The 23,581-nt window shown below is 64.7% G+C and carries 20 protein-coding genes and 4 tRNA genes; 4 read left to right on the forward strand and 20 right to left on the reverse strand.

The genetic code is table 11. The features are described 5' to 3' along the window. Position 1 precedes the first annotated feature (1 nt). Genes ACTORR_RS05960 through ACTORR_RS05970 form a run of 3 tightly spaced genes read right to left on the reverse strand, consistent with a single transcriptional unit; the run spans position 2 to position 2,738 of the window. Positions 2 to 880, reverse strand: a complete 879-nt coding sequence (locus tag ACTORR_RS05960; RefSeq protein ID WP_262109694.1) for a rhomboid family intramembrane serine protease — start codon at positions 878 to 880, stop codon at positions 2 to 4. Beyond that, the gene (locus ACTORR_RS05965) at positions 877 to 1,848 is read right to left on the reverse strand and encodes a metallophosphoesterase (RefSeq protein ID WP_054885765.1); all 972 of its coding nucleotides are present in this window, start codon (positions 1,846 to 1,848) and stop codon (positions 877 to 879) included. Before ACTORR_RS05965 ends, ACTORR_RS05960 begins: the two co-directional genes overlap by 4 nt. Then, entirely contained in the window at positions 1,848 to 2,738 is an 891-nt protein-coding gene (locus ACTORR_RS05970; protein WP_054885764.1) for an NAD(+) kinase, read from the reverse strand. The genes ACTORR_RS05965 and ACTORR_RS05970 overlap by 1 nt, the downstream gene beginning before the upstream one ends. A gap of 88 nt (positions 2,739 to 2,826) precedes the next feature. Between ACTORR_RS05970 and ACTORR_RS05975 the strand changes: the two genes are divergently transcribed. Both ACTORR_RS05975 and cybB read left to right on the forward strand, forming a co-directional pair. Then, a complete protein-coding gene (locus ACTORR_RS05975; protein WP_313365623.1) occupies positions 2,827 to 3,807 on the forward strand; it encodes a DUF1853 family protein in 981 nt (326 codons plus the stop codon). 56 nt (positions 3,808 to 3,863) lie between these two features. Beyond that, positions 3,864 to 4,409 carry a cytochrome b561 gene (gene cybB / locus ACTORR_RS05980; RefSeq protein ID WP_054885762.1) on the forward strand — a complete coding sequence of 182 codons (546 nt, stop codon included), beginning with the start codon at positions 3,864 to 3,866 and terminating at the stop codon, positions 4,407 to 4,409. Here the strand turns inward: cybB and ACTORR_RS05985 are convergent. Further along, on the reverse strand, positions 4,400 to 5,284 hold the full coding sequence (locus ACTORR_RS05985) for a 1-aminocyclopropane-1-carboxylate deaminase/D-cysteine desulfhydrase (protein ID WP_313365624.1): 885 nt from the start codon (positions 5,282 to 5,284) through the stop codon (positions 4,400 to 4,402). The genes cybB and ACTORR_RS05985 overlap by 10 nt on opposite strands. A 53-nt stretch (positions 5,285 to 5,337) precedes the next feature. Beyond that, the gene (locus tag ACTORR_RS05990) at positions 5,338 to 7,374 is read right to left on the reverse strand and encodes an NADPH-dependent 2,4-dienoyl-CoA reductase (protein ID WP_099814845.1); all 2,037 of its coding nucleotides are present in this window, start codon (positions 7,372 to 7,374) and stop codon (positions 5,338 to 5,340) included. Between the two features lie 186 nt (positions 7,375 to 7,560). Here ACTORR_RS05990 and ACTORR_RS05995 point away from each other — a divergent pair, with 186 nt between their 5' ends. Together ACTORR_RS05995 and ACTORR_RS06000 are read left to right on the forward strand one after the other, a co-directional pair. Then, positions 7,561 to 8,679: a nitrilase-related carbon-nitrogen hydrolase gene (locus tag ACTORR_RS05995; RefSeq protein WP_054885759.1), complete on the forward strand. Its 1,119-nt coding sequence runs from the start codon at positions 7,561 to 7,563 to the stop codon at positions 8,677 to 8,679. Positions 8,680 to 8,683: 4 nt separating this feature from the next. Beyond that, the gene (locus ACTORR_RS06000; RefSeq protein ID WP_054885758.1) at positions 8,684 to 9,724 is read left to right on the forward strand and encodes an AraC family transcriptional regulator; all 1,041 of its coding nucleotides are present in this window, start codon (positions 8,684 to 8,686) and stop codon (positions 9,722 to 9,724) included. 224 nt (positions 9,725 to 9,948) lie between these two features. Here the strand turns inward: ACTORR_RS06000 and ACTORR_RS06005 are convergent, their stop codons facing one another. The 15 genes from ACTORR_RS06005 to ACTORR_RS06075 all read right to left on the reverse strand — a co-directional run bounded on the left by ACTORR_RS06005 (position 9,949) and on the right by ACTORR_RS06075 (position 23,514). Beyond that, entirely contained in the window at positions 9,949 to 10,773 is an 825-nt protein-coding gene (locus ACTORR_RS06005; RefSeq protein ID WP_313365885.1) for a DUF2242 domain-containing protein, read from the reverse strand. Positions 10,774 to 10,963: 190 nt separating this feature from the next. Next, a tRNA-Asp gene (locus tag ACTORR_RS06010) sits at positions 10,964 to 11,040 on the reverse strand. 140 nt (positions 11,041 to 11,180) lie between these two features. Then, a tRNA-Asp gene (locus tag ACTORR_RS06015) sits at positions 11,181 to 11,257 on the reverse strand. Between the two features lie 99 nt (positions 11,258 to 11,356). Continuing rightward, positions 11,357 to 11,433 (reverse strand) — tRNA-Asp (locus tag ACTORR_RS06020). 67 nt (positions 11,434 to 11,500) lie between these two features. Beyond that, positions 11,501 to 11,576 (reverse strand) — tRNA-Val (locus ACTORR_RS06025). 147 nt (positions 11,577 to 11,723) lie between these two features. Next, on the reverse strand, positions 11,724 to 12,494 hold the full coding sequence (locus ACTORR_RS06030; protein ID WP_313365301.1) for an SDR family oxidoreductase: 771 nt from the start codon (positions 12,492 to 12,494) through the stop codon (positions 11,724 to 11,726). Then, entirely contained in the window at positions 12,494 to 13,705 is a 1,212-nt protein-coding gene (locus ACTORR_RS06035) for an O-succinylhomoserine sulfhydrylase (protein WP_313365300.1), read from the reverse strand. Before ACTORR_RS06035 ends, ACTORR_RS06030 begins: the two co-directional genes overlap by 1 nt. Positions 13,706 to 13,720: 15 nt before the next feature. Further along, on the reverse strand, positions 13,721 to 15,226 hold the full coding sequence (purF, locus tag ACTORR_RS06040) for an amidophosphoribosyltransferase (RefSeq protein ID WP_054885754.1): 1,506 nt from the start codon (positions 15,224 to 15,226) through the stop codon (positions 13,721 to 13,723). A 42-nt stretch (positions 15,227 to 15,268) separates the two neighbouring features. Then, a complete protein-coding gene (locus tag ACTORR_RS06045; protein ID WP_054885753.1) occupies positions 15,269 to 15,826 on the reverse strand; it encodes a CvpA family protein in 558 nt (185 codons plus the stop codon). 242 nt (positions 15,827 to 16,068) lie between these two features. Next, positions 16,069 to 16,740 (reverse strand): SPOR domain-containing protein, encoded by a 672-nt coding sequence (locus tag ACTORR_RS06050; protein ID WP_313365299.1) that lies wholly within the window; start codon positions 16,738 to 16,740, stop codon positions 16,069 to 16,071. A 4-nt stretch (positions 16,741 to 16,744) separates the two neighbouring features. Further along, a complete protein-coding gene (folC, locus tag ACTORR_RS06055; protein ID WP_441343582.1) occupies positions 16,745 to 18,031 on the reverse strand; it encodes a bifunctional tetrahydrofolate synthase/dihydrofolate synthase in 1,287 nt (428 codons plus the stop codon). After that, positions 18,031 to 18,924 (reverse strand): acetyl-CoA carboxylase, carboxyltransferase subunit beta, encoded by an 894-nt coding sequence (accD, locus tag ACTORR_RS06060; protein WP_054885750.1) that lies wholly within the window; start codon positions 18,922 to 18,924, stop codon positions 18,031 to 18,033. Before accD ends, folC begins: the two co-directional genes overlap by 1 nt. Before the next feature lie 222 nt (positions 18,925 to 19,146). Beyond that, positions 19,147 to 19,767: a phosphoribosylanthranilate isomerase gene (locus ACTORR_RS06065; RefSeq protein ID WP_054885749.1), complete on the reverse strand. Its 621-nt coding sequence runs from the start codon at positions 19,765 to 19,767 to the stop codon at positions 19,147 to 19,149. 61 nt (positions 19,768 to 19,828) lie between these two features. Beyond that, positions 19,829 to 20,683 carry a tRNA pseudouridine(38-40) synthase TruA gene (gene truA, locus ACTORR_RS06070; RefSeq protein WP_099814841.1) on the reverse strand — a complete coding sequence of 285 codons (855 nt, stop codon included), beginning with the start codon at positions 20,681 to 20,683 and terminating at the stop codon, positions 19,829 to 19,831. 137 nt (positions 20,684 to 20,820) lie between these two features. After that, a complete protein-coding gene (locus ACTORR_RS06075; RefSeq protein ID WP_313365297.1) occupies positions 20,821 to 23,514 on the reverse strand; it encodes a FimV/HubP family polar landmark protein in 2,694 nt (897 codons plus the stop codon). Positions 23,515 to 23,581: the final 67 nt, after the last annotated feature.

Consider the following 23,581-nt stretch of genomic DNA (forward strand, 5'->3'; position numbering starts at 1 on the left):
TTCAAGCCGACAGTTTACGCCGGGCCAGCGCCCCGCCCAAGAGCCCGGTCAGGCATCCGATGAGCAGCCCGCCGACGTGGGCGGCATTGGCGATCTGGCCGAAGCCAAGCTGGCCGACCACGCCGGTCAGGCAGATCACCAGCCAGATCAGCATCATCACCAGTACGCCCTTGGGCAGGTTGAAATAGGGGTTGGGCGCCAGCCACTGGTACAGCCAGACGTGGCCGAGCAGACCGTACAGCACGCCAGACAGGCCGCCGAACAGGCTCGGCCCACTGGTGTAGTGCTGGGCCAGGTTGGACACCAGGCTGAACAGCAGGGTCAGGCCGAGCAGCAGCCAGGGGCCCTGGCGCAGTTCGATGCGCTTGCCCAGCTCCCAGTACCACAGGCCGTTCATGGCCAGGTGCAGCACGCCAAAGTGCAGCAACATGGGCGAGACCAGGCGCCACCATTGGCCTTCGGCCAGGCCCTGGGCCAATGGGGTGAAATGCAGGTACTCGCCCTGGACGCGAAAGTCGAGGAAGGTGAACCAGCTGATGGCGTCGAGGTTGTCGCCCAGGCTGGTGAGGCCGGCGACGATCAGGCACAGGACGAGGACGGTGGCGGTGACCTTGCAGGCTTTGGCCTGGTCCGCCAAGGATGGGGCTTTCGCGGGCACGCCCGCTCCCACAGGGTCCGGCGCAAGTTGCACGTCGGCGTTACCGTCGGGGAAGCGCTGGTAGAGCTCGCGCACGTCGGCAACCAGGGTGTCGGGGGCCCAGAGCACCTGCTCCTCGCCCTCCTCGCTGACCCGGTGCGGTACCTGCAGGCGCTGCAGCAGGTGGACGAAGCCGCTGAGGTCGACCGACAGCGGCAGGCGCATCACTTCGATGATTTTCATTGGTTGGCCTGGGGGCGTTCGACGTCGACCCAGACGAACTTGTGCGGGTCGATGCGGGTTTCATCATCCAGCCGGTAGGCCGCCAGCTTGCCATACAGCACCGCGCTGTAGTCCAGGCACGCCAGGTTGGCACGGATCGGTGCCGGGCGGCCGCTGCGCCAGTAGTGGCCGACGAACAGCAGGGGTTCGTCCTCGGCGTAGCGCAGCAGGGCATTTTTTTCGCTGTGGCTCAATGGCGTGCGGGCTACGTCTTCGGGCAGCGCATCAGGCTGGAAGACGATGTCGCCGTAGGTCTGCGGGTCTTCTTCCCAGAACTTGGTGCGGAAGAAGGCGCGGGTCAGGCCGTCGCCGCCGGTCAGGGTCAGGCCGTCCGGCAGGCGCATGTCGGTGCCGCGCAGCAGGCGGTTGCACACGGTGGCGGCGAAGCTGCCGGGCACCGCCGACGCCTGGATGAAGTGCTCGTCGATACGCCCGCCCGGGTACTGCTGACGCAGCGGTTCGATCAACCGTGGGTCCCAGCAGGCGTGCACCAGGCGGAAGCGCCCGGCATCGACGAACAGCGGCAGTTCATAGAACCACTGCACGAAGTCGTGCCAGTCGCCCGGGTGATGGGCGAACTGGGTCAGGGTTTCGTCGATCAGCCGGGCGTGGCGCGGGGTGTGTTCGCGCACGAACGACTTGCCGCTGCCGGGCAGTGCCGGGGTGACCCAGCCAAGCGCGTTGTACTCGTGGTTGCCCATGATGCAGAACGCCTGGCCGGCCTCGACCATGTCATGGACGATGTGCAGCGCCTCGCGGATGCGTGGGCCACGGTCGACGATGTCGCCCAGGAACAGCGCCTGACGCCACGGGTGACGCCAGACCCCGCCGACACGTTTGTAGCCGAGGGCGTCGAGCAGGCGTTCGAGGGTCAGTGCACAGCCGTGCACGTCGCCGATGATGTCGAAACTGCGCGCCGGATCGAGCATCAGTCGTCCCTGCCTCCCAGGCGGCTGCCCCAGCCGAGTTTGGTGCGGCACACCTCATAGTAATTGTGGTCGAGCGGGTGGATCAGGCGCAGCTTCTGCGGTTTCTTGCTGACCGTGATGGTGTCGCCCGGCGCGCAGGTGAAGTGGTTCTGGCCGTCGCAGGACACTTGCGGGTAAATCTGCAGCTCCTTGGACACCACGATCTTCAGCTCACTGTTGCCGTCGACCACGATCGGCCGCCCCGACAGGGTGTGCGGGTACATCGGCACGATGACGATGGCGTCGAGCTTGGGGTGCATGATCGGTCCACCGGCCGACAGGGCGTAGGCGGTGGAACCGGTCGGGGTGGCGACGATCAGGCCGTCGGCCTTCTGGCTGCAGACGAACTGGCCGTCGATGTAGATCTCGAACTCGATCATCCGCGTCGACTTGCCCGGGTGCAGGACCACGTCGTTGAGCGCATCGCCCTGGCCAATGGCCTCGTGATGGCGGCGCACCTCGGCCTGCAGCAGGAAGCGGTTTTCCACCAGGTAATGGCCGTCGAGCACTTCGGCAACCTTCTGTTCCAGCTCGTCCGGGCGGATATCGGTGAGAAAGCCCAGGTTGCCGCGGTTGATACCCAGCACCGGCACATTGTGCCGGGCCAGGGCGCGGGCGGCACCGAGCAGGCTGCCGTCGCCACCGACCACGATGACCAGGTCGCATACCTCGCCCAGCAACTTGCGCGTGGAGGTTTGCAGGCCGTGGCCGGGCAGCACTTCGGCGATGGTGTCCTCGAGGATCACGTGCAGGTGGCGCTCGAGGAGGAATTTTTTCAGTCGGCGAATGGTGTCGAGCACCTGCGAGCTGCCAAGGCGGCCGATGATACCGATATTGCGAAATTGCTCCATGGGGCTCCTGCAAGGCTCTGCGGCGGGTGACGATGTCGCGATTATGGGCGAAACGACCGGGTAGCGGCAAACCGGCTATGCTCGCAGCATGACGCCTTTCGCCCAGTTCCATGAGCTGCCCCGTCGCTTGCGCCGACCTGCCGTGCGCGACCTGGCGTGGACCTTGCTGTCGCCCGCGCTACTCAGCGCCCCGCCCTGCCCCCAGCGCCATCCGCTGGCGGGTAGCGCCTGGGCGGCCGATCCGCAGCACCTGCACGACTGGTTGCGCGCACTGGATGCCGATGAACTGCCCTTGCGCGACTGGCTGGCAAGGATCACCAGCCGGCGTCTGGGGCTGTACTACGAAGCTCTGTGGCAGTTCGCCCTGAAACAAGCGCCCGGGGTCGAGCTGCTGGCGTCCAACCTGGCGATTCGCACGGGGGGGCGGACCCTGGGCGAGCTGGACATTCTGCTGCGCGACGGCGAGGGCACGCATCATCTGGAGTTGGCCATCAAACTGTACCTGGGGCCGAGCGCGGGCAACGGAGGTGATCCGGCGCACTGGCTCGGGCCTGGCTGCCACGATCGCCTAGGCAGCAAACTGGCCCACCTGGCCGGGCACCAGCTGCCCATGTCGGCGGATGCGCGGAGTCGCGAAGCACTGGCTGCCGTAGGGGCCGACCAGGTGCAGGCGCACTTGTGGCTTGGTGGCTACCTGTTCTATCCATGGCCGGGGCACGCCGAGCCGCCTGCGGGTGCCAATCCCGAGCATCTGCGCGGGCGTTGGGTACGCCGACAGTACTGGGAAACCACAGCAGACCAACGCTGGCAACCGTTGCCGAGGCATGCCTGGCTGGCACCGGCACGGGCAGAGCCCGACGCATGCTGGAGCGTGCCGCAGTTCGAGGCTTGGCTGGCCGGGCTGGATGAGCATGCCCCGGCGCAGTTGCTGGTCAGGCTGGAGCCGGATGGCGAGGGCGCCTGGCAGGAAGTCGAGCGGGTGTTTCTGGTGGCGGATTGTTGGCCACATTTACCTGACAACAGAATTTTCACAGACCCAGCGCAAAGATTTGTTTCAAATAGCCAGTAGAGTGCTATCTGAGCGCCACCAAGAGCGCCATTACCAACCGATGACGAGGACCGATCATGGTTTCATCCACCCCAGCACCCCGTTACGCACGCCTGTCCATCGCCCTGCACTGGCTGATGGTTCTGCTGCTGGCCGCCGTGTACGCCTGTATCGAATTCCGCGGCCTGTTCCCCAAGGACAGCGCTGAACGCAACCTGATGAAAGACCTGCACTTCATGCTTGGCCTGAGTGTGTTCGTGCTGGTCTGGCTGCGCCTGGCCGTGCGCCTGAGCCGCCCGACCCCGCCGATCGTGCCCAAGCCAGCGGCCTGGCAGACAGGCATTGCCCACCTGGTGCATCTGGCGCTGTACCTGTTGATGATCGGCCTGCCCGTGGCCGGTTGGCTGATCCTCAGTGCCGCCGACAAACCCGTGCCCTTCTTCGGCCTCGAGCTACCGCACCTTATCGGCCCTGACCCTGACCAGGCCAAGTTCATCAAGGGCTGGCACGAGCGGGTCGCTAGCTGGGGTTACTGGCTGATCGGCCTGCATGCACTGGCCGGGCTGTACCACCATTACGTGCAACGCGACAACACGCTGCTGCGCATGCTGCCCTACAAGTAACCGCGCCGGCCCTGCAGGCCACCGGTGTGGACGAAGATCAGGCGGGTACCGGGCGCGAACAGCCCGGCCTCGACCTGATCATGCAGGGCCAGCAAGGCCTTGCCGGTGTACACGGCTTCCAGCGGCACGCCAGAGTGCCGCTCACCCTCAGCGATGAAGGCCAGCAGATCATCATCGAACTTGGCAAAGCCACCGCGGCTGGCGTCGTGCAGTTGGTAGCCTTGTGAGCCAGCCAGTGCAGCGACTGTCTGCGCCACGCCATGACCCTGCGGCACCGCCAGGGCGCCATGCACGAGGTGGTCCCCTGCTTCGGCACGTACAAGGCCGGCCACGGTGGTGCCGGTACCTGCTGCCAGCCACCAGGCGTCGTAGCCAGACCACCCCAGCGCTGACAGCTGCGAACGGGCTTGCTCGACGATCAGCGCACACCCTTCGGCACCCGCCGTCCCGCCGCCGCCCTCGGGAATACAATGCCAGCCTGGATATCGAGCCTGCCAAAGCTCCCAGAAGCCCGGCTGATAACGTGCCCGATAACCGCCGTAGCCCAGCCAGTGCAATTGCATGCCCAGTGCTTGCAGGTCGCGCACCGTCGGGGTGTCTTGCCGGTGGCCGCGCAGCAGGCCGGCGGTGGCGAAGCCAAAGCGTTTGCCTGCGGCAGCCAGGGCGTGCAGGTGGTTGGAGTGGTTGCCGCCGAGGCTTATCAGGCCGGGGGCGCCTGCGCCATGGGCATGCTGCAAGTGGTGGCGGAGCTTGAACCACTTGTTGCCGCTGATCAGGGGATCGATCAGGTCCAGGCGCAGGATGGCGGCTTGAACTTTGGCTTTTATCAGCCAAGGTAGATTCAGACGCTGTAGTGGAGCTTGAGGTAAATGCATGGAGCGGAGTTTATCAGTGAAATCGCCGGGGCCGCTTTGCGGCCCCGGCGGTCTCAGAGCTCAGCGGCCAGTCGAGAGCCTTGGTTGATCGCCCGCTTGGCATCCAGCTCGGCCGCCACATCGGCACCGCCGATCAGGTGCACCGATTGCCCCGCCGCAACCAGCCCTTCATGCAGCTCGCGCAACGGCTCCTGCCCGGCGCAGATCACCACGTTGTCCACCGCCAACACCTGCGGTTCGCCTTCGCCAACGCGAATGTGCAGGCCAGCATCGTCGATCTGCAGGTACTCGACGCCATTGAGCATCTGCACCTGCTTGTTCTTCAGCCCGGTACGGTGAATCCAGCCCGTGGTCTTGCCCAGCCCGTCGCCGACCTTGGTTTTCTTGCGCTGCAACAGGTACACCTGGCGCGCCGGCGCATGCGGCTCGGCCGTGATCCCGGCAACGCCACCGCGTGCCTCCAGGTGGGTATCGATCCCCCACTCTTTCCAGAACGCGTCGCGGTCCTGGCTGCTGGCCACGCCCTGATGCACCAGGTACTCGGAAACGTCGAAACCGATACCGCCCGCACCAATCACCGCGACCGACTTGCCCACCGCTTTGCGCTCGAGCAGCACGTCCAGGTAGCTGAGCACCTTGGCATGCCCGACACCAGGGATGGCCGGGGTACGCGGCGCGATACCGGTAGCCAGGATGATTTCGTCGTAGCCACCCGCTACCAGCGCCTGCACATCGACCCGGGTATTCAGGCGCAGATCGACGCCGGTGCTTTTCACCTTGTTACGGAAGTAGCGCAAAGTCTCGTGGAATTCCTCCTTGCCCGGTACCCGCTTGGCCACGTTGAACTGCCCGCCAATCTCGCTGGCGGCATCGAACAGCGTCACTTCATGGCCACGCTCGGCCGCGACGGTGGCCGCTGCCAGGCCGGCAGGGCCAGCGCCGACCACGGCGATGCGCTTCACGGCACGTACCGGCAGATAGTTGAGCTCGGTTTCGTGGCAGGCGCGCGGGTTGACCAGGCAACTGGTCAACTTGCCACCGAAGGTGTGGTCCAGGCAGGCCTGGTTGCAACCAATGCAGGTGTTGATCTGGTCGGCACGCCCTGCGGCCGCCTTGTTGACGAAGTCGGCGTCGGCGAGGAACGGCCGGGCCATCGAAACCATGTCGGCATCGCCCTCGGCCAGCACGGTTTCCGCCACTTCCGGGGTATTGATACGGTTGGTGGTGATCAGCGGAATGTTCACGGCGCCGCGCAGCTTGGCGGTGACCTTGCTGAACGCCGCACGCGGCACCTTGGTGGCAATGGTCGGGATGCGCGCCTCGTGCCAGCCGATACCGGTGTTGATCAGGGTCGCGCCGGCCTGCTCGATGGCCTTGGCCAGCACCTCGATCTCGTCCCAGGTGCTGCCGCCTTCGACCAGGTCAAGCATCGACAGGCGGAAGATGATGATGAAGTTTGGCCCTACGGCCTCGCGCACACGGGTGACGATCTGCACCGCCAGACGCATGCGGTTCTCGTAGCTGCCACCCCAGCGGTCGGTGCGATGGTTGGTGTGGGCGGCGAGGAACTGGTTGATGAAGTAGCCTTCGGACCCCATGATCTCGACGCCATCGTAGCCGGCACGCTGGGCCAGCACGGCACAGTTGACGAAGTCGGCGATCTGCTTCTCGATGCCCGCTTCATCCAGCTCCTTGGGCTTGAACGGGTTGATCGGTGCCTGGATCGCGCTGGGCGCCACCTGGCGCGGGCTGTAGGCGTAGCGGCCGGCATGCAGGATCTGCAGGCAGATCTTGCCGCCGGCCTCATGCACGGCCTGGGTGACGATGCGATGTTTGTCGGCTTCTTCCTTGGTACTGAGCTTGGCCGCGCCGGAGTACACCCCGCCTTCATCGTTCGGGGCGATACCGCCTGTGACCATCAGGCCGACGCCGCCACGGGCGCGCTCGGCAAAATAGGCCGCCATGCGCTCGAAACCGCCCGGGCGCTCCTCGAGGCCAGTGTGCATCGAGCCCATCAGGGTGCGGTTGCGCAAGGTGGTGAAGCCCAGATCGAGCGGGGCCAGCAAATGTGGGTAGCGGTCGGCAGCCATGGTACGGTTCCCCAGGTGGCGTGATCACGGAGTGCGGGTACCTCGGCGGGCCCCGTCGTTTGTCTGCCTGCGACAGTAAACAGCCATTTGAACGCGCTCAATGATCGAAACTGACAACTTATTGATCCTCCCGCGCAGCGGGACTACCCTAGGGAACCCTCGATTCCCAAGGCGCTGTACCGCTTGATGCGAAAACTCCTGGCAGGCGCCCTGGCGCTGGTAATGATCACCGCTCTGTGCGGCTACGGTTTCTGGACCCAACAGCGCCCGGAGGGCCATTACCTCTCCGATTTGCGCATCGAACTGGCGCTCAACCATGGCGTGCCCGGCGAGCACGGCAACCTGCTCGGTATCGAGCCGTTGCTGTTCCCCAGCGACTACCAGAGCCTGCAACGGCTGCACCGCAAGCTTTCCGCCTACCTGGAACAAGCGCGCGCCCAAGGCCTGATCGGCCCGCGCACGGTCGTGGTACTGCCGGAGCACATCGGCACCTGGCTGTGGGCACGGGGCGAAAAGAACGAGCTGTTCCAGGCCACCCGCAATCGCGACGCCGAGCAATGGCTGGAGCTGAGCAACCCGCTGCTCTATGGCCTGGCCATGCTGAGCGCCAATGGCGATGACCGGCGCGCCGATGCCCACCTGCGCATGAAGGCCCGCCAGATGGCCAGCGATTACCAGCAACTGTTCGGCGGCCTGGCCAAGGAGTTCGGCGTGACCCTGGTGGCAGGCTCGATCGTGCTGCCCGCCCCTTATGTTGAACAAGGTGTACTGCACATTGGGCACGGGCCGCTGTTCAACAGCAGCCTGGTATTCGCCGCAGACGGCTCACCGCTTGGCCAACCGCAACACCAGCAATACCCCGACAGCGAAACACGGCGCTACATCCACCACGGCAGGCATTTCCCGCTGCAAGTGTTGCAAACCCCCGCCGGGCGCCTTGGCGTGCTGATCGGCAGTGACAGTTGGTACCCCGAGAACCAGCGTCAGTTGCAGCAGCAACAGGTGAAACTGATTGCCAATCCGGTATTTCTCAGCGGCAAAGACAGTTGGGATACCCCCTGGCGCGGCAATCGCCACCAGGACGCCGCTGCCGAACTGCCCCTGCAACGCGGCGAGGTCAGCGAGCAGGCCGCCTGGCAGCGTCTGACCCAGGCAGCAGGTGACGGCGTCAGCAGCATGAGCGTGTTCATGCGTGGGCAGTTCTGGGAGCAAGGCAGCGATGGCCAGGGCTTCGCCCATCAGGCAGGTGAATTGCTGGCAGGGCCTCCCAGCCGCGGCGCACGCCTGCTGAACCTGTGGCTGTAGGCACATGAACCGCCCCCGCGTGCGCCTGGGCGACCTTTCGGTGGGTTTCGTGCAACCCTTGGCTGAAGCGCTGCGCGAGCAAGGCCATGATCCTGCGTCGCTGTTGCAGCAATACGGGCTCGATGCCGCACGCCTGGCCGAAGCGGGCGCGCGCTTGTCGATCCCGCGCTACATGCACCTCGGGCATGCGGCCATCGCGCTGTGTGGCGAGCCAGCGCTGGGCCTGCGCATGGGACGCCTCAGTCGCCTGGCCCAGGCCGGGCTGGCCGGCGTCACGGCAGCCCAGGCTCCGACCCTGGGCGAGGCAGCCCGTACGCTGCTGCGCTTCGAGCCACTCTACGCGGCAAACTACCGTGGCCACTCCAGCTATCAGGAAGACCCCCAAGGCGCGTGGCTGCATTTCTACTCGATCAGCCCCTACAACGACTACAACCGCTTCGTGGTCGATTCGCTGCTGGCGGGCTGGCTTGCGCAGCTTGCCGCCCTGGCTGGCGTCCCTGTGCAGGCCGAGCGCCTGGAAGTCGAATTCGATGCCCCTGACTATGCCGCCGCGTACCAGCCCCTGTGCAGCACACCGGTGCAGTTCGGCACCAGCGCCAACCGCTTGCGACTGAGCCGCAGCACGCTCGAGCAGGCCAACCCACAGCATTGCCCGAGCACCTTCAGCCACCTGCTGCAATTGTGTGAAGCAGAAATGCTCCAGCGCACTCGCGTGCGCAGCCTGGGCGAGCGCATTACCCATCTCCTCGGCCCGCTGCTCAATGGCGGCCGTGAACCTGACCTGGAAGAAGTGGCGCTGCGCTTGCAACTGCCCACCTGGACGCTGCGGCGCAAGCTGGCGGAAGAAGGCACGCGCTTTCGTGACCTGCTCAACGACACGCGACGCGACCTTGCCGAAGCCTACATCCGCGATACGGAGTTGGCCTTTGGCGAGATCGCTTATTTGTTGGGGTTTGCATCGGCAGAGGCCTTCCAACGCGCATTCAAGCGCTGGACGGGCCTTACGCCGGGGGAATTTCGCCGCAGCCAGCGGCGGGCAGGTTAAAGCTCCGTGGCGTCGTCTGCCGGTTCTGGCGGATCCAGTTCGAAAGCCTGAAACTCGAGCAGCTCTTCCTGATAGTCATCCATCGTCCTGCGTCCTCTTCTCATCTGTCTTCATTGGTCATGCCTTCAACCTAAACGGGCCGGGTGAAGGAATGATGACAAGCTTATGAGTGGTAAACGTAGCAGGCGTTCAGGAAGTTATCGCCAAGCTTCTGTAACAGCGAATTAAAGCGACGCCGGTGCCTCCTGCGCAGGCTGCGTATCCTGCTGCACCTGGATCGGTGCGGCCTCTGCTGGCGGTGCCACCGGTTGCGAGCCCTGGCTATCATCGACCACGGGTTTGGCTGCGGCTTCACTGGCAGGCACAGCCGCCGCAGGTGCGGGAGCGGCTTCAACCAATGGCGCAGGCGCCGGCGCTGCAACGGCCGGGGCTGCCGAGGCCTGCTCCGGCAAGCCCAGGTCTGGCGCCGGCTTCTCAGGCTTTGGCGCAGGCGCTTCGACCTTGGCCTTGGCGACCTCCTTCGGTTTCGGCAGGAAACTTTCGACCAGGGCGAAGTAGCGATCATAGAACTGCGCCGCCGTCACCGTCTCGCTGGCGACCTTGACCATCGAGTCATCGCTGGAGCCGATCGGCATGGATACCGAACCGAGCACGCCGACACCCAGGCTGGCAGAGCTGTTGGACTTCTTCAGGCTGTAACGGTCTTGCAAGGCGTTGGCGAACATGGTCGAACGCTTGTCGTCGTTGACGTCTGGCGCGCAGGTCACGTTGAAGCTGATCTGCAGGTGGTTTTCGCTGTTCTGCTGGAAGCTCTTGTTGCCCATCACCTGGTTGGCGCCACTGCTGGTGATGATGTAGCCCTGGCTGAGCAACGCGCGACGCGCCGCTTCGCAGGAGCCGGCATCGGTCACCGGGAAGCTGCGCGAGTAGGTCCCCGAGTCGTCGAAGTTCTCGTGCTCGTAGATGGCGGCTTTCTTCGAAGAGCAACCGGTCACGCCCGCCAGCACCAGGGCCAGCCCGAGCGCACCAAAGACGGATGATCTGGTCATTGCGAATTCCGGGTAAGTCAAAAAGAGGTCTATTGTGCATCACTGCAGGCAAGCACAGGAACCGTTGATCGGTGAAGAGTGTGTCAGGATCGTGTAAATCTGGTGGCCAGCAGGGCGCAGAAACGAAAAAAGCGACCCAAAGGTCGCTTTCTCGTTGCTTCAAGGCGTTCAAGGGGCCTTGAGGCGAAGATGGCGCAGCGGACGGGACTCGAACCCGCGACCCCCGGCGTGACAGGCCGGTATTCTAACCGACTGAACTACCGCTGCGTATCATTCAGGCTTGCGCCCGATTGAAACCTGGGTCTACCCTTGCGGCGCGATGGCCTCGGGGCAGGCACAAAAAAAGCGACGTCTGATCGCTTCGTTTGTGTGTGCTTCAAGGTGTTCTAGGGACCTCGAAACGAAGATGGCGCAGCGGACGGGACTCGAACCCGCGACCCCCGGCGTGACAGGCCGGTATTCTAACCGACTGAACTACCGCTGCGTATCGTTCAGGCTTGCGCCTGATTGAAACTGGGATCAGCCTCAGGCATTTCGCCTTCGGCTCCAGACCGGTGCCAGGCACCCATCTGTTACTGAAAAATGGCGCAGCGGACGGGACTCGAACCCGCGACCCCCGGCGTGACAGGCCGGTATTCTAACCGACTGAACTACCGCTGCGCAGTGCGTTTCTCTCCGGCTATCGGCTTCATCGGAAGCGTCCAGCGCTAGAAACAGTCTCAGGAAGTGGTGGGTGATGACGGGATCGAACCGCCGACCCTCTGCTTGTAAGGCAGATGCTCTCCCGGCTGAGCTAATCACCCTCGCGATGTTGCTTGTTGCGTTTGCTTCGCTGAGGCCGCGAAATTTACGCAGGTGCCGATGCTAAGTCAATAGCCCCGTTGAATTTTTTCAAAAAAGGCAAAAACGCAAAAGGGACCTTTCGGTCCCCTTGCCTTACCGCTGCCTGCTCAGGTGTAGATCATCTTGCGGGTCATGCCGCCGTCGACCACGAACTCCTGGCCGGTGACGAACCCGGCCTGGCGCGACAGCAGCCAGGCGACCATGGCTGCCACATCCTCCACCGTACCCACCCTGCCCGTCGGATGCTGGGCATGGTCGGCCTCGGTCAAGGGTTCGGCACGGCGCTGGGACGGGTCACGGGCATCGATCCAGCCCGGGCTCACCGCGTTGACGCGGATCTCCGGCCCCAGGCTTATGGCCAAGGCATGGGTCAAGGCCACCAGGCCACCCTTGCTCGCCGCGTAGGCCTCGGTGTCCGGTTCGGACTGCCGGGCACGCGTCGAGGTCAGGTTGACGATCGCACCATTGTGCGCGCGCAGGTACGGCGCACAATGCTTGGCCAGCAACATCGGCCCATTGAGGTTGACCGCCAGTACCCGGTTCCATTGCGCCAGGCTCAAGCTTTCGAGGGTCTGGTTGTGCGGGTTGGCAATGGCCGCGTTGCACACCAGCGCATCCAGCCGCCCGAACTGACCGAGCACCTCGGATACCCCGGCACTGACCTGGGCCTCGTCGGCCACGTCCATGGTGATGAACCAGGCGTTTTCGCCCAGCGCCTTGGCCACCTTGGCACCGCGCTGACGGTCGAGGTCGCTGAGCACCACTTGCCAACCTTCGCAGATCAGCCAGGCGGCAATACCCAGGCCAATGCCGCGGGCGGCACCGGTGACCAGGGCAACCCGACCATTATGGCCCGGTACACCGCCGCGGATTTCCATCAGAGAACCGCCAGCCCACGGGCGAGGTCCGCCTGCAGGTCAGCCACGTCTTCCAGGCCCACGGCAACCCGGATCAGGCTGTCGCGGATGCCCGCCGCTTCTCGCTCCTGCGGCGTCAGGCGGCCGTGGGAGGTGGTAGCCGGGTGGGCGATGGTGGTCTTGCTGTCACCCAGGTTGGTAGTGATCGAGATCACCCGGGTAGCGTCGATGAAGCGCCAGGCACCTTCTTTGCCCCCCTTGACTTCGAAGCTGACCACCGCACCGAAGCCGCTCATCTGGCGCTTGGCCAGCTCATGCTGCGGGTGGCTTGGCAGGCCGGCGTAATGCACCTTCTCCACGCCCTCCTGTTGCTCCAGCCATTCGGCCAGGACCTGGGCGCTCTCGCAGTGCGCACGCATGCGCAGCTTGAGGGTTTCCAAGCCCTTGGTGAAGATCCAGGCGTTGAAGGGGCTGAGGGTCGGCCCTGCTGTGCGCAGGAAGCCCACCACTTCTTTCATTTGCTCGGCACGACCGGCGACCACACCGCCCATGCAACGGCCCTGGCCGTCGATGAACTTGGTGGCCGAGTGGAACACGATGTCGGCACCCAGCTTGAGCGGCTGCTGCAAGGCCGGGGTGCTGAAGCAGTTGTCCACCACCAGCATGGCACCACGGGCGTGAGCAATTTCAGCCAGCGCAGGAATGTCGACCAACTCGGCCAGTGGGTTGGACGGGGACTCGACGATCAGCAGCTTGGTGTTGTCCTTGATGGCGTTTTCCCAGCCAGCGAGGTTGACCAGTGGCACGTAGTCCACCTGCACACCGAAGCGCTTGAAGTACTTCTCGAACAGGCTGATGGTCGAGCCGAATACGCTCTGCGAGACCAGCACGTGGTCGCCGGCACTGCACAGCGACATGACCACGGCGAGGATCGCCGCCATGCCGGTGGAGGTGGCCACGGCCTGCTCGGCGCCTTCCATGGCCGCCAGGCGCTCTTCGAAGGCACGCACCGACGGGTTGGTGTAGCGCGAGTAGACGTTGCCCGGCGTTTCGCCGGCAAAGCGCGCAGCGGCATCGGCCGCCGTGCGGAACACATAGCTGGAGGTCAGGAACAGCGCTTCGCTGTGCTCGGCCTCCGGTGTACGGTTTTGACCGGCGCGCACCGCCAGGGTGTCGAAACCGACACCCTCGAGGTCACTGTCCAGTCGCCCGGCATCCCATTGATCCGTCATGCCGTCGCTCCCAAATCAGTTGTTGTAGAGGTCGATGATCGCGCTGACCGCCTGGTTCTTGACCTTGGCCAGGTCGTTACGGGCCTGCTCGATACGGTCAAGGTAGGCTTCGTCGATGTCGCCGGTGACGTATTCACCGTTGAACACTGCGCAATCGAAGTGATCGATCTTGATCTTGCCGCCACCGACCGAGTCGATCAGGTCCGGCAGGTCCTGGTAGACCAGCCAGTCGGCGCCGATCAACTCGGCCACCTGTTCGGTGGTACGGTTGTGGGCGATCAGTTCGTGAACACTCGGCATGTCGATGCCGTAGACGTTGGGGTAGCGCACCGCAGGGGCTGCGGAGCAGAAGTAGACGTTCTTGGCGCCGGCTTCGCGGGCCATCTGGATGATCTGCTTGCACGTGGTGCCGCGCACGATCGAGTCGTCCACCAGCATCACGTTCTTGCCGCGGAATTCCAGCTCGATGGCGTTGAGTTTCTGGCGCACCGACTTCTTGCGGGCGGCCTGCCCAGGCATGATGAAGGTACGGCCGATGTAGCGGTTCTTGACGAAGCCTTCGCGGAACTTCACGCCCAGGCGGTTGGCCAGCTCCAGCGCTGCAGTACGGCTGGTGTCCGGGATCGGGATGACCACGTCGATGTCGTGTTCCGGGCGCTCGCGCATGATCTTGTCGGCGAGTTTTTCACCCATGCGCAGACGGGCCTTGTACACCGAGATACCGTCGATGATCGAGTCCGGGCGGGCCAGGTAGACGTGCTCGAAGATGCACGGCTGCAGCTTCGGCGCATCGGCGCACTGTTTGGTGAACAGCTGGCCTTCCTCGGTGATGTACACCGCTTCGCCCGGCGCCAGGTCGCGGATCAGGGTGAAGCCGAGCACGTCGAGGGCGACGCTTTCCGAGGCGATCATGTATTCCACGCCTTCGTCGGTGTGGCGCTGACCGAACACCACAGGGCGGATGCCGTTCGGGTCACGGAAGCCGACGACACCGTAGCCGGTGATCATCGCAACGACCGCGTAGCCGCCGACGCAACGGCTGTGCACGTGGGAAACCGCGGCGAACACGTCTTCTTCGGTCGGCTGCAGCTTGCCACGCACGGCCAGCTCATGGGCGAACACGTTCAGCAGCACTTCCGAGTCGGAATTGGTGTTGACGTGGCGCAGGTCGGACTCGTAGATCTCCTTGGCCAGCTGCTCGACGTTGGTCAGGTTGCCGTTGTGCGCCAGGGTGATGCCATACGGCGAGTTGACGTAGAACGGCTGAGCCTCGGCCGACGTCGAGCTGCCCGCAGTCGGGTAGCGCACATGGCCGATGCCGATGTTGCCGACCAGGCGCTGCATGTGGCGCTGCTGGAAGACATCGCGCACCAGGCCATTGTCCTTGCGCAGGAACAACCGGCCGTCGTGGCTGGTCACGATACCGGCAGCGTCCTGGCCGCGGTGCTGGAGGACCGTAAGCGCGTCATACAGCGCCTGATTGACGTTCGACTTACCGACGATACCGACGATGCCACACATGCGACGCAACCCCTACTTTGATAAAACTTGAACGAACAGCACTCAGGGCTTTGCCGGCCCGAGCAACTGCTCCTTGAATGGAAGATCAGCCGGAGCGCTGATCACCCCACTTGAAGACCACTGATGAGTGAAACCCAGGATCAGGTTTTTCGACCAGTCAGCGACCAATAGAAACTGTGGTATCAGGCGAGATTCCTGCCACCAGCTGTCTTGCTGCACCGGCCCCAGGCTTAGCAGGCCGACCGCTACCACCACCAGCAGGCCCCCGCGCGCGGCACCAAAGGCCATGCCGAGGAAACGATCGGTGCCGGACAGCCCGGTCACGCGGATCAGCTCGCCGATCAGGAAGTTGAGCATGGCGCCCACCAGCAAGGTGGCGACGAAAAGAATGGCGCAACCAGCGATGGTGCGCATCGACGGCGTCTGGATATAGCTCTCAAGGTACACCGAAAGCGAACCACCGAACATCCAGGCGACCGCCCCTGCGACGATCCAGATGAGCAGGGACAAGGCCTCCTTGACGAAGCCGCGTTTGAGACTGATCAGTGTGGAGACGGCGATGATCGCGATGATCGCCCAATCAACCAGGGTAAAGGCCACGGTGCTGCCTGCAGACGTTTGAGGCGGCGCATTTTACCAGAGCAAAAGGCTGGGAGTAAGCGGAATGTCAGGTGGATCCCTGAGTCAGCTTTTCAGGCCTGCATCCCCTACTGCAGGAGCGGCCTTGTGTCGCGAAAGGGCTGCAGAGCAGCCCCGGCAATTTCGCTATTTCGCTGAAACTCTTGGGCCGCTTTGCGGCCCTTTCGCGACACAAGGCCGCTCCTACAGGGGCTGCGCAGCACTCAGCCTTTTTCAGGCTGGAAGCGCGTCACGAAGCCATTGAGCTTCTGCTGGCGGTTGATCACGTCTTTCAGCTTGTCTGCCTCGGCACGCTCGATCAACGGCCCGACATACACCCGGTTCATGCCGCCGGCCGAACGGATGTAGGCGTTGTAGCCCTGGCTGCGCAGGGTCTTCTGCAGGTTCTCGGCACCGGCCCGGCTGGACAGGCTGGCCAGCTGGATCGACCAGCTTACCGGCAGGCCATTGGCATCGATCTTCGACGGTGCAGGTGCAGGCGCTGGTGCAGTCGGCACTGGCGCGGCCGGCTTGGCAGCGGGTGCTGGCGTTTGCGCTGCCGCCTGCGGTTTGTGCTGGGCTTGCACCTGGGCCTGCGGCGACGGCGTGATCGGCTGGCTCGGCGCCTTCAGCGGCGCCGTCGACTCGCTGACCACCACTGGCGGCTGCTCGGTCTGCTCGGGCTGTTCAGGCAGCGGCTGCGGCTCCGGCACCGTCACCGGCTCAACCTTGACCTCCGGCAGGGTCGGCATGGCCGGCGCCTGCGGGGCGTCGACATGTACCTGGCGCATCTCGTCCTGGCGGGTGAACAGCATTGGCAGGAAAATCACCGCCAGCGCCACCAGCACCAACGCACCCACCATGCGCTGCTTCATCCCTTTGTCCAGCACTGCCATCTAGTCACCCCTCCAGGGCCTGCCGCTCCAGCCATTCCAGGGCCTCGGCGACACAGAAAAACGAACCGAACAGCAGAATCTGATCATCCGCCGTCGCCTGCGCGCATTGCCCTTCAAGGGCTGCGTCGACGCTGGGGTAAGACTTCACCGCGGCGCCGTGGTTCGTCAAGGCAGCGGCCAATTCGCCAGCCGGACGGCTGCGCGGGGTATGCAGCGGCGCCACCGCCCACTCGTCGACCAAGCCGTGCAGCGGCGCGATGACGCCGTGCAGGTCCTTGTCGGCGAGCAGGCCGAACACTGCCAGGCGCCGCCCCTTCAATGGACGCGCAGCCAGGCGGCGGGCCAGATATTCGGCGGCGTGCGGGTTGTGCCCGACATCCAGCAACAGCTCCACGCGCCTACCCTGCCAGGTCACCTGGCGACGGTCGAGACGGCCGGTGATGCGGGTGTCGAGCAAGGCCTGATGGATCTGCCCGGCTTCCCACGGCAAGCCCATCAGCAGGTAGGCCTGCAGGGCCAGGGTAGCGTTTTCCATGGGCAGGTCGAGCAGCGGCAAACCGTGCAATGCTACCGGTTTGCCATCTGCAGTGACCCCGTGCCAGTCCCAGCCGCCTTCGCAGCTTGCCAGATCGAAATCACGGCCGCGCAGGAACAGCGGCGCCGCCAGTTCGGCGGCCTTGTCCAGCAACGGCTGCGGCGGATCGAGGTCACCGCACAGCGCCGGCCTGCCCTGGCGGAAGATGCCAGCCTTCTCGAAGGCCACCTGCTCGCGGGTATCGCCAAGGTATTCGACATGGTCGACGCCAATGCTGGTTACCAGCGCCAGGTCGGCATCCACCACGTTCACTGTGTCCAGGCGGCCACCGAGCCCCACTTCGAGCACCACGGCATCCAGCTGCGACTGGTAGAACAACCAGAACGCCGCCAGCGTGCCCATCTCGAAGTAGGTCAGGGAAATCTCGCCCCGCGCCGCCTCGACGGCAGCGAAGGCCTCGCACAGGCGCTCATCGCTGGCTTGCTGGCCATCGATCAGCACCCGTTCGTTGTAGCGCAACAGGTGGGGCGAACTGTACACCCCCACCTTCAGCCCCTGGGCCCGCAGCAGCGAGGCCACGAAGGCGCAGGTTGAGCCCTTGCCGTTGGTACCGGTCACGGTGACCACTCGTGGCGCCAGTTTGCCCAGCGCCAGCCGGGCAAGCACCTTCTGCGACCGCTCCAGGCCCATGTCGATGGCCGAGGGGTGCAATTGCTCGAGGTAGGCGAGCCACTCGCCCAGGGATCGTTGTTTCATCACGCGACCGCAGCGACCTCACGGGCCTGTTCCGGGGTCTGCTGGCCGGTCATTTGGGCCAGCAGGCGAGCCAGACGCGGGCGCAGTTCGCCACGGGAGATGATCAGGTCGATGGCGCCATGCTCCAGCAGGAACTCGCTGCGCTGGAAGCCTTCCGGCAGTTTTTCGCGCACGGTCTGCTCGATCACGCGTGGACCGGCGAAGCCGATCAGGGCCTTCGGCTCACCGACGATGACGTCGCCAAGCATCGCCAGACTGGCGGAAACGCCGCCGTAGACGGGGTCGGTCAGCACCGAGATGAACGGGATGCCTTCTTCGCGCAAGCGTGCCAGCACGGCCGACGTCTTGGCCATCTGCATCAGCGAGATCAGCGCTTCCTGCATGCGCGCACCGCCGGAGGCGGAGAAGCAGACCATCGGGCAGCGGTTTTCCAGGGCGTAGTTGGCGGCACGCACGAAACGCTCACCGACGATGGCACCCATGGAGCCCCCCATGAACGAGAACTCGAAGGCGCTGACCACGATCGGCATGCCCATCAGGGTGCCGCTCATGGAGATCAGGGCGTCTTTTTCGCCAGTCTGCTTTTGCGCACCAGCCAGGCGGTCCTTGTACTTCTTGCCGTCACGGAACTTCAGGCGGTCGACCGGCTCCAGCTCGGCACCAAGTTCGGCGCGGCCTTCCGGGTCGAGGAAGATGTCGATGCGGGCACGTGCGCCTATGCGCATGTGGTGGTTGCACTTGGGGCAGACATCCAGGGTCTTTTCCAGCTCCGGACGATACAGCACGGCCTCGCAGGCCGGGCACTTGTGCCACAGGCCTTCCGGCACCGAGCTCTTCTTCACCTCGGAACGCATGATCGAAGGGATCAGTTTGTCGACTAACCAGTTGCTCATGCTTTCTTTCTCCAGTATTGGCGGACGGGGACCGGACTGGCCGGCCATGCCCTGCCCTTGAGCTCAAATTCTTCTATGAAACGATGACGACCCGGCCACAGGGACTGCCTGCGCACCGCGCCGTCTTCAATCTGTCGTTTGGCCACGCGGCTTGCCGCTGGCCGCCCCGCAGGGCTGCGAAACCTATGGACGATGGCGCGCCGCCAGCCGTCACATCTGCGGTCACGCCTGTTTCACCGCACGCATGAAGGCTTCGATCTTCGCTGCATCCTTGATGCCCTTGGCCTGCTCCACACCGCCACTGACATCCACCGCATACGGGCGCACCTGGGCGATTGCCTGGCCGACGTTGCCGGCCGACAGCCCGCCCGCGAGGATGATCGGCTTGCTCAGCCGCGCCGGGACCAGCGACCAGTCGAAGGCCTCGCCGGTACCACCTGGTACACCGGCCACGTAAGTGTCGAGGAGAATGCCGCGGGCGCCGGCATAGCGCTGGCAGGCGGCCTCCAGGTCATCGCCGGGGCGCACCCGCAGCGCCTTGATCCAGGGGCGATGATAGCCTTCGCAATCAGCCGGGGTCTCATCGCCGTGGAACTGTAGCAGGTCCAGGGGCACCACCTCGAGGATCTCGTTCAGCTCACAACGCGAGGCGTTGACGAACAGCCCGACCGTGGTCACGAACGGCGGCAGCTCGGCAATGATCGCCCGTGCCTGGCGCACGTCCACGGCACGCGGGCTCCTGGCATAGAAGACGAAGCCGATGGCATCGGCGCCCGCCTCGGCGGCGGCCAGCGCGTCCTCGATGCGGGTAATCCCGCAGATCTTGCTGCGAACGTTGCTCATGGACTGCAAACCCTGAGTGAACTTGTGAAGGGCCCGATGTTAGCAAATGACTTTTGACGCGTCAGTCGGCCAACGCCTCGTAACCGGTCAAAAAGTGTGGACCGATGTAACGCTGCGGCAACTGGAACTCTTCCGGGTACTCCACTTGCACCAGGTACAAGCCGTAAGGGTGCGCGGTAACGCCGCCCTCGCGGCGGTTACGCCCTTCCAGCACCTCGCGCGCCCACTCGACCGGACGCTCACCCGCACCGATGGTCATCAGCACGCCGGCGATATTGCGCACCATGTGGTGCAGGAAAGCGGTGGCACGCACGTCCAGCACAATCATCTGGCCATGGCGGGTCACACGCAGGTGGTGGATATGCTTGATCGGCGACTTGGCCTGACACTGGCTGGCGCGGAAGGCGCTGAAATCATGGGTACCGAGCAGGTACTGGGCGGCCTGGGCCATGCGCCCGACGTCGAGCGGGCGGTGGTTCCAGGTCACTTCCTCGGCCAGGTGCGCAGGACGAATCGGGTCGTTGTAGATCACATAGCGGTAGCGCCGGGCACAAGCCTTGAAGCGCGCATGGAAGTCCGCCGGCATCGGCCGCGACCAGACCACGCTGATGTCGTGGGGCAGGTTGAAATTGGTGCCCAGGGTCCAGGCGCGCTCGTCACGTACGGCGCGGGTATCGAAATGCACGACCTGCCCGCAGCCGTGCACGCCGGCATCGGTGCGCCCGGCACAGATGACGCTGATCGGCTCGTCGGCCACCTTCGACAGCGCCTGCTCCAGGGCCTGCTGGACGCTGGGCACGCCGCTGGCCTGGCGCTGCCAGCCGCGATAGCGCGAGCCTTTGTATTCCACACCCAGGGCAATGCGGGTGAAGCCTTCGGCGGCCGATTCGGAGCCGGCAGTGTCGATGATGTCCAAGAGCGTGAAACCTGTGGGTGATACGGAATGGCGGGATTATAACGACAACGGCAGCCGTGTAGGGCTGCCATTGATTTTGCCTGAGCTTCGATGACCTCTTCGCGACTGAAGCCGCGAAGAGGCCATCGAAGGCGCACTCAGACCAGGCGCGAGAGCATCTCTTCGGCTTCCTGACGCTGGCCGTCATCACCGTCCTTGACCACTTCGTCGAGGATGTCACGAGCCCCTTGATGGTCGCCCATGTCGATATAGGCACGCGCCAGGTCGAGCTTGGTCGCCACTTCGTCGGCACCGGAGAAGAAGTCGAAGTCCAGGTCATCCAGCGGCTCGGGTTCGGCTGCGGCGTCCTCGGCGGTGAAGTGTGGCTCCAGGGATGGCGACTCAAGGCTCTGCGACAGCTTGTCCAGCTCGGCGTTGACGTCGTTCAGCTCCGAGGCAAAACTCTTGGCCGCCGGCGAGTCGTCTTCCAGTGACAACGAAAGATCGAAGTCTTCCGGCAGTTCCAGCTCGGAAATCGGCTCGAATTCCGGGAGCGTGTCGAAGGCTGCCAGTTCGGCGGCGACATCCACCGGCTCTTCTTCCGCCGCAGCCGGGGCAGCCGCCTCGCCACTGTCAAGATCGAAATCGGACAGGTCGAAATCGGCCAGGTCGTCGACGCTCTGCGGCTCGGCCTGGGCTTGGGCCAGCAAGGCTTCGAAATCGGCATCGGCATCGGTTTCCGGCGCCACGGCTGCCGGTTCAGCGGGCACCTGCGCTTGAGCCAGTGACGGCTCATCCAGCGTCGGCGGCTCGAGCTGATCATCTAACGGCAGATCATCCCCGAGGCTCAGGTCGAAGGCGCTGTCCAGGTCGTTATCATCGAGTACCGAGGTCTCGGTGAAAGCCTCGGCGGCTGCTTCCAGATCAGGCTCAGTTGCCGGCTCCGGCTCGACCACCGCCTGCGGCTCAGGCTGCGCTTCGGCTGGCGCTTGCGGCTGTTCCTGCAGCAACTCCTGGACATACTGCTCGTCCATTTCCGCGGCCAGTGCCGCAGCCCCCACGCCAGCGGCGGCAGCGAGCCCCAGCATGGCCGGGTAGCGCTCCTTGAGGCTGTTGACCTGCGCCGTGTTCGCTTCGCTGCCAGACAGCTTGCGCTCCTGCTCGACGAAAGCGCTGTGGTCGCCCTGGCGAGCGTAAACGTCCATCAGCTTGAGGCGCAGGGTGTCATTCTCCGGCTGCGCCGCCACTGCTGCTTCCAGCAGGTCGGCCGCGTGGTTCAGGCGACCACGCGACAGGCTCAGATCCACCTCAGCCAGCAATTCGGCATTCGGGTCCTGTACCGGCTCGGGCTCGGCAACCGCGGCCGCAGGTGCGGGGGCGGCCGGTTTTTCCGCGGCCACGGCAGCGGCAGCAGAAGCCGCCACCACGGCAGGCGACAGGGTGACGCTCGGCGCGGACACTTCCAGCCCATCGAAGCTGCTCGGTGGCAGGTCGAGGTCCGGGCTGCGCTCGCCTTCCTCGGCCAGTGCGCGGGCCATGCGCAGGTGTTTTTCCGCCTCTTGCTGCGCCTTGCGCTTGCGCGCCAGCAGCAACAGCAGGAGCAACAGCACGAGGAACGCGGAGCCGGCGATCAGGCCCAGCACCACAGGATTGGCCAGCATCTCGTCGATGGCACCTGGCTGTGCAGGCGCAACCTCGTCGGCGGGAGCTGTAGCCGGGGCCGTATCGACTGCTGCCGGCGCTGGCGCGACCACCGGTTCGGCCGGGGCCAAACCTGGCGCAGGTGGCTGCGCAGGGGCCGGCTCACCCGGCAAGGCGCCCGCAGGCGGTGCTTCAGCTGCCGCCCCCTGGGCTTCGAGGCGCGCCAACTGGTCATTCTTCAGCTGAATCAGCTTCTGCAGCTTGTCCATCTGACTCTGCAGGTCACTCACCCGGCTTTTCAATTCTTCGTTGTCACGACGGCTGGTATCCAGGCTTTCCTGGGCCACCGCCAGCGTGTCGCTGATGGCCTTGGCACTGTTGCCGCCAGCCTGCGTGCCGGGGCTGACCAGGCGCAGGTTGTCACCCTGGGCGATACGCTCGGGCGCGGCATCGGCGGCACCGCGGCGGGTGGCATCCAGCTGCCGTGCACGCGGCCCCAGGCGCCGGCCTTCACGCCAGGCGGCGTACTGCTCGGCCACTTCGCGATTGGCTTCGCCCTGGGGAATGCTCTGAATCTGCTGCTGATCGGGCAGGCGCAAGACCTGGCCCACCTTCAGCTGGTTGATGTTGTTGCCGATAAAGGCATCCGGGTTGAGTGCCTGGATGGCGATCATGGTCTGCTGCACCGAGCCACCGCCCTGGGTGTTGCGGGCAGCGATCTGCCACAGGGTGTCGCGGCGTTTGGTGGTGTAGCTGCCTGCGCTGCTGGTGGCCGGGTTGACATTGCCGGCAGCAGGCTGCTGGCCCTGGGCCTTGGCCTGGTCGAGCAACACGCTGTAGTCACGCAGCAGGCGGCCCTGCGGCCACATCACCTGGACCAGGAACTTGACCACCGGGCCAGGCAACGGCTGGCTGGAAGTGACCCGCAGCACGCTCTTGCCGTTGGGGTTGATCACCGGGGTGAACGTCAGGTCTTCGAGGTAGCCTGGAAGCTCCACACCGGCCTTGCTGAACTCTTCCGGTGGCGCCAGGCTCGGCGCCACTTCGGCTGCGGTGAGGTCGCGCACATCGAGCAGTTCGATCTCGGCGTCCAGAGGCTGGTTCTGTGCCGACTTCAATGTCAGTTCACCCAACCCCAGGGCATTCGCCATGCCAGACGTCAGCGCCGAAGCTGCCGCCATGGCCAGAACCAGTTTGCGAATTCGAAGCATGACCTCTTCCCTTGTATGAATCGTCCCAAAAACCTGCGTGCGGCGTGGGACAAAAGTGCTCGCCAGT

The organism is Pseudomonas sp. SAR267 (assembly GCF_052077595.1).
GTDB classification, from domain to species: Bacteria; Pseudomonadota; Gammaproteobacteria; order Pseudomonadales; family Pseudomonadaceae; genus Aquipseudomonas; species Aquipseudomonas vlassakiae.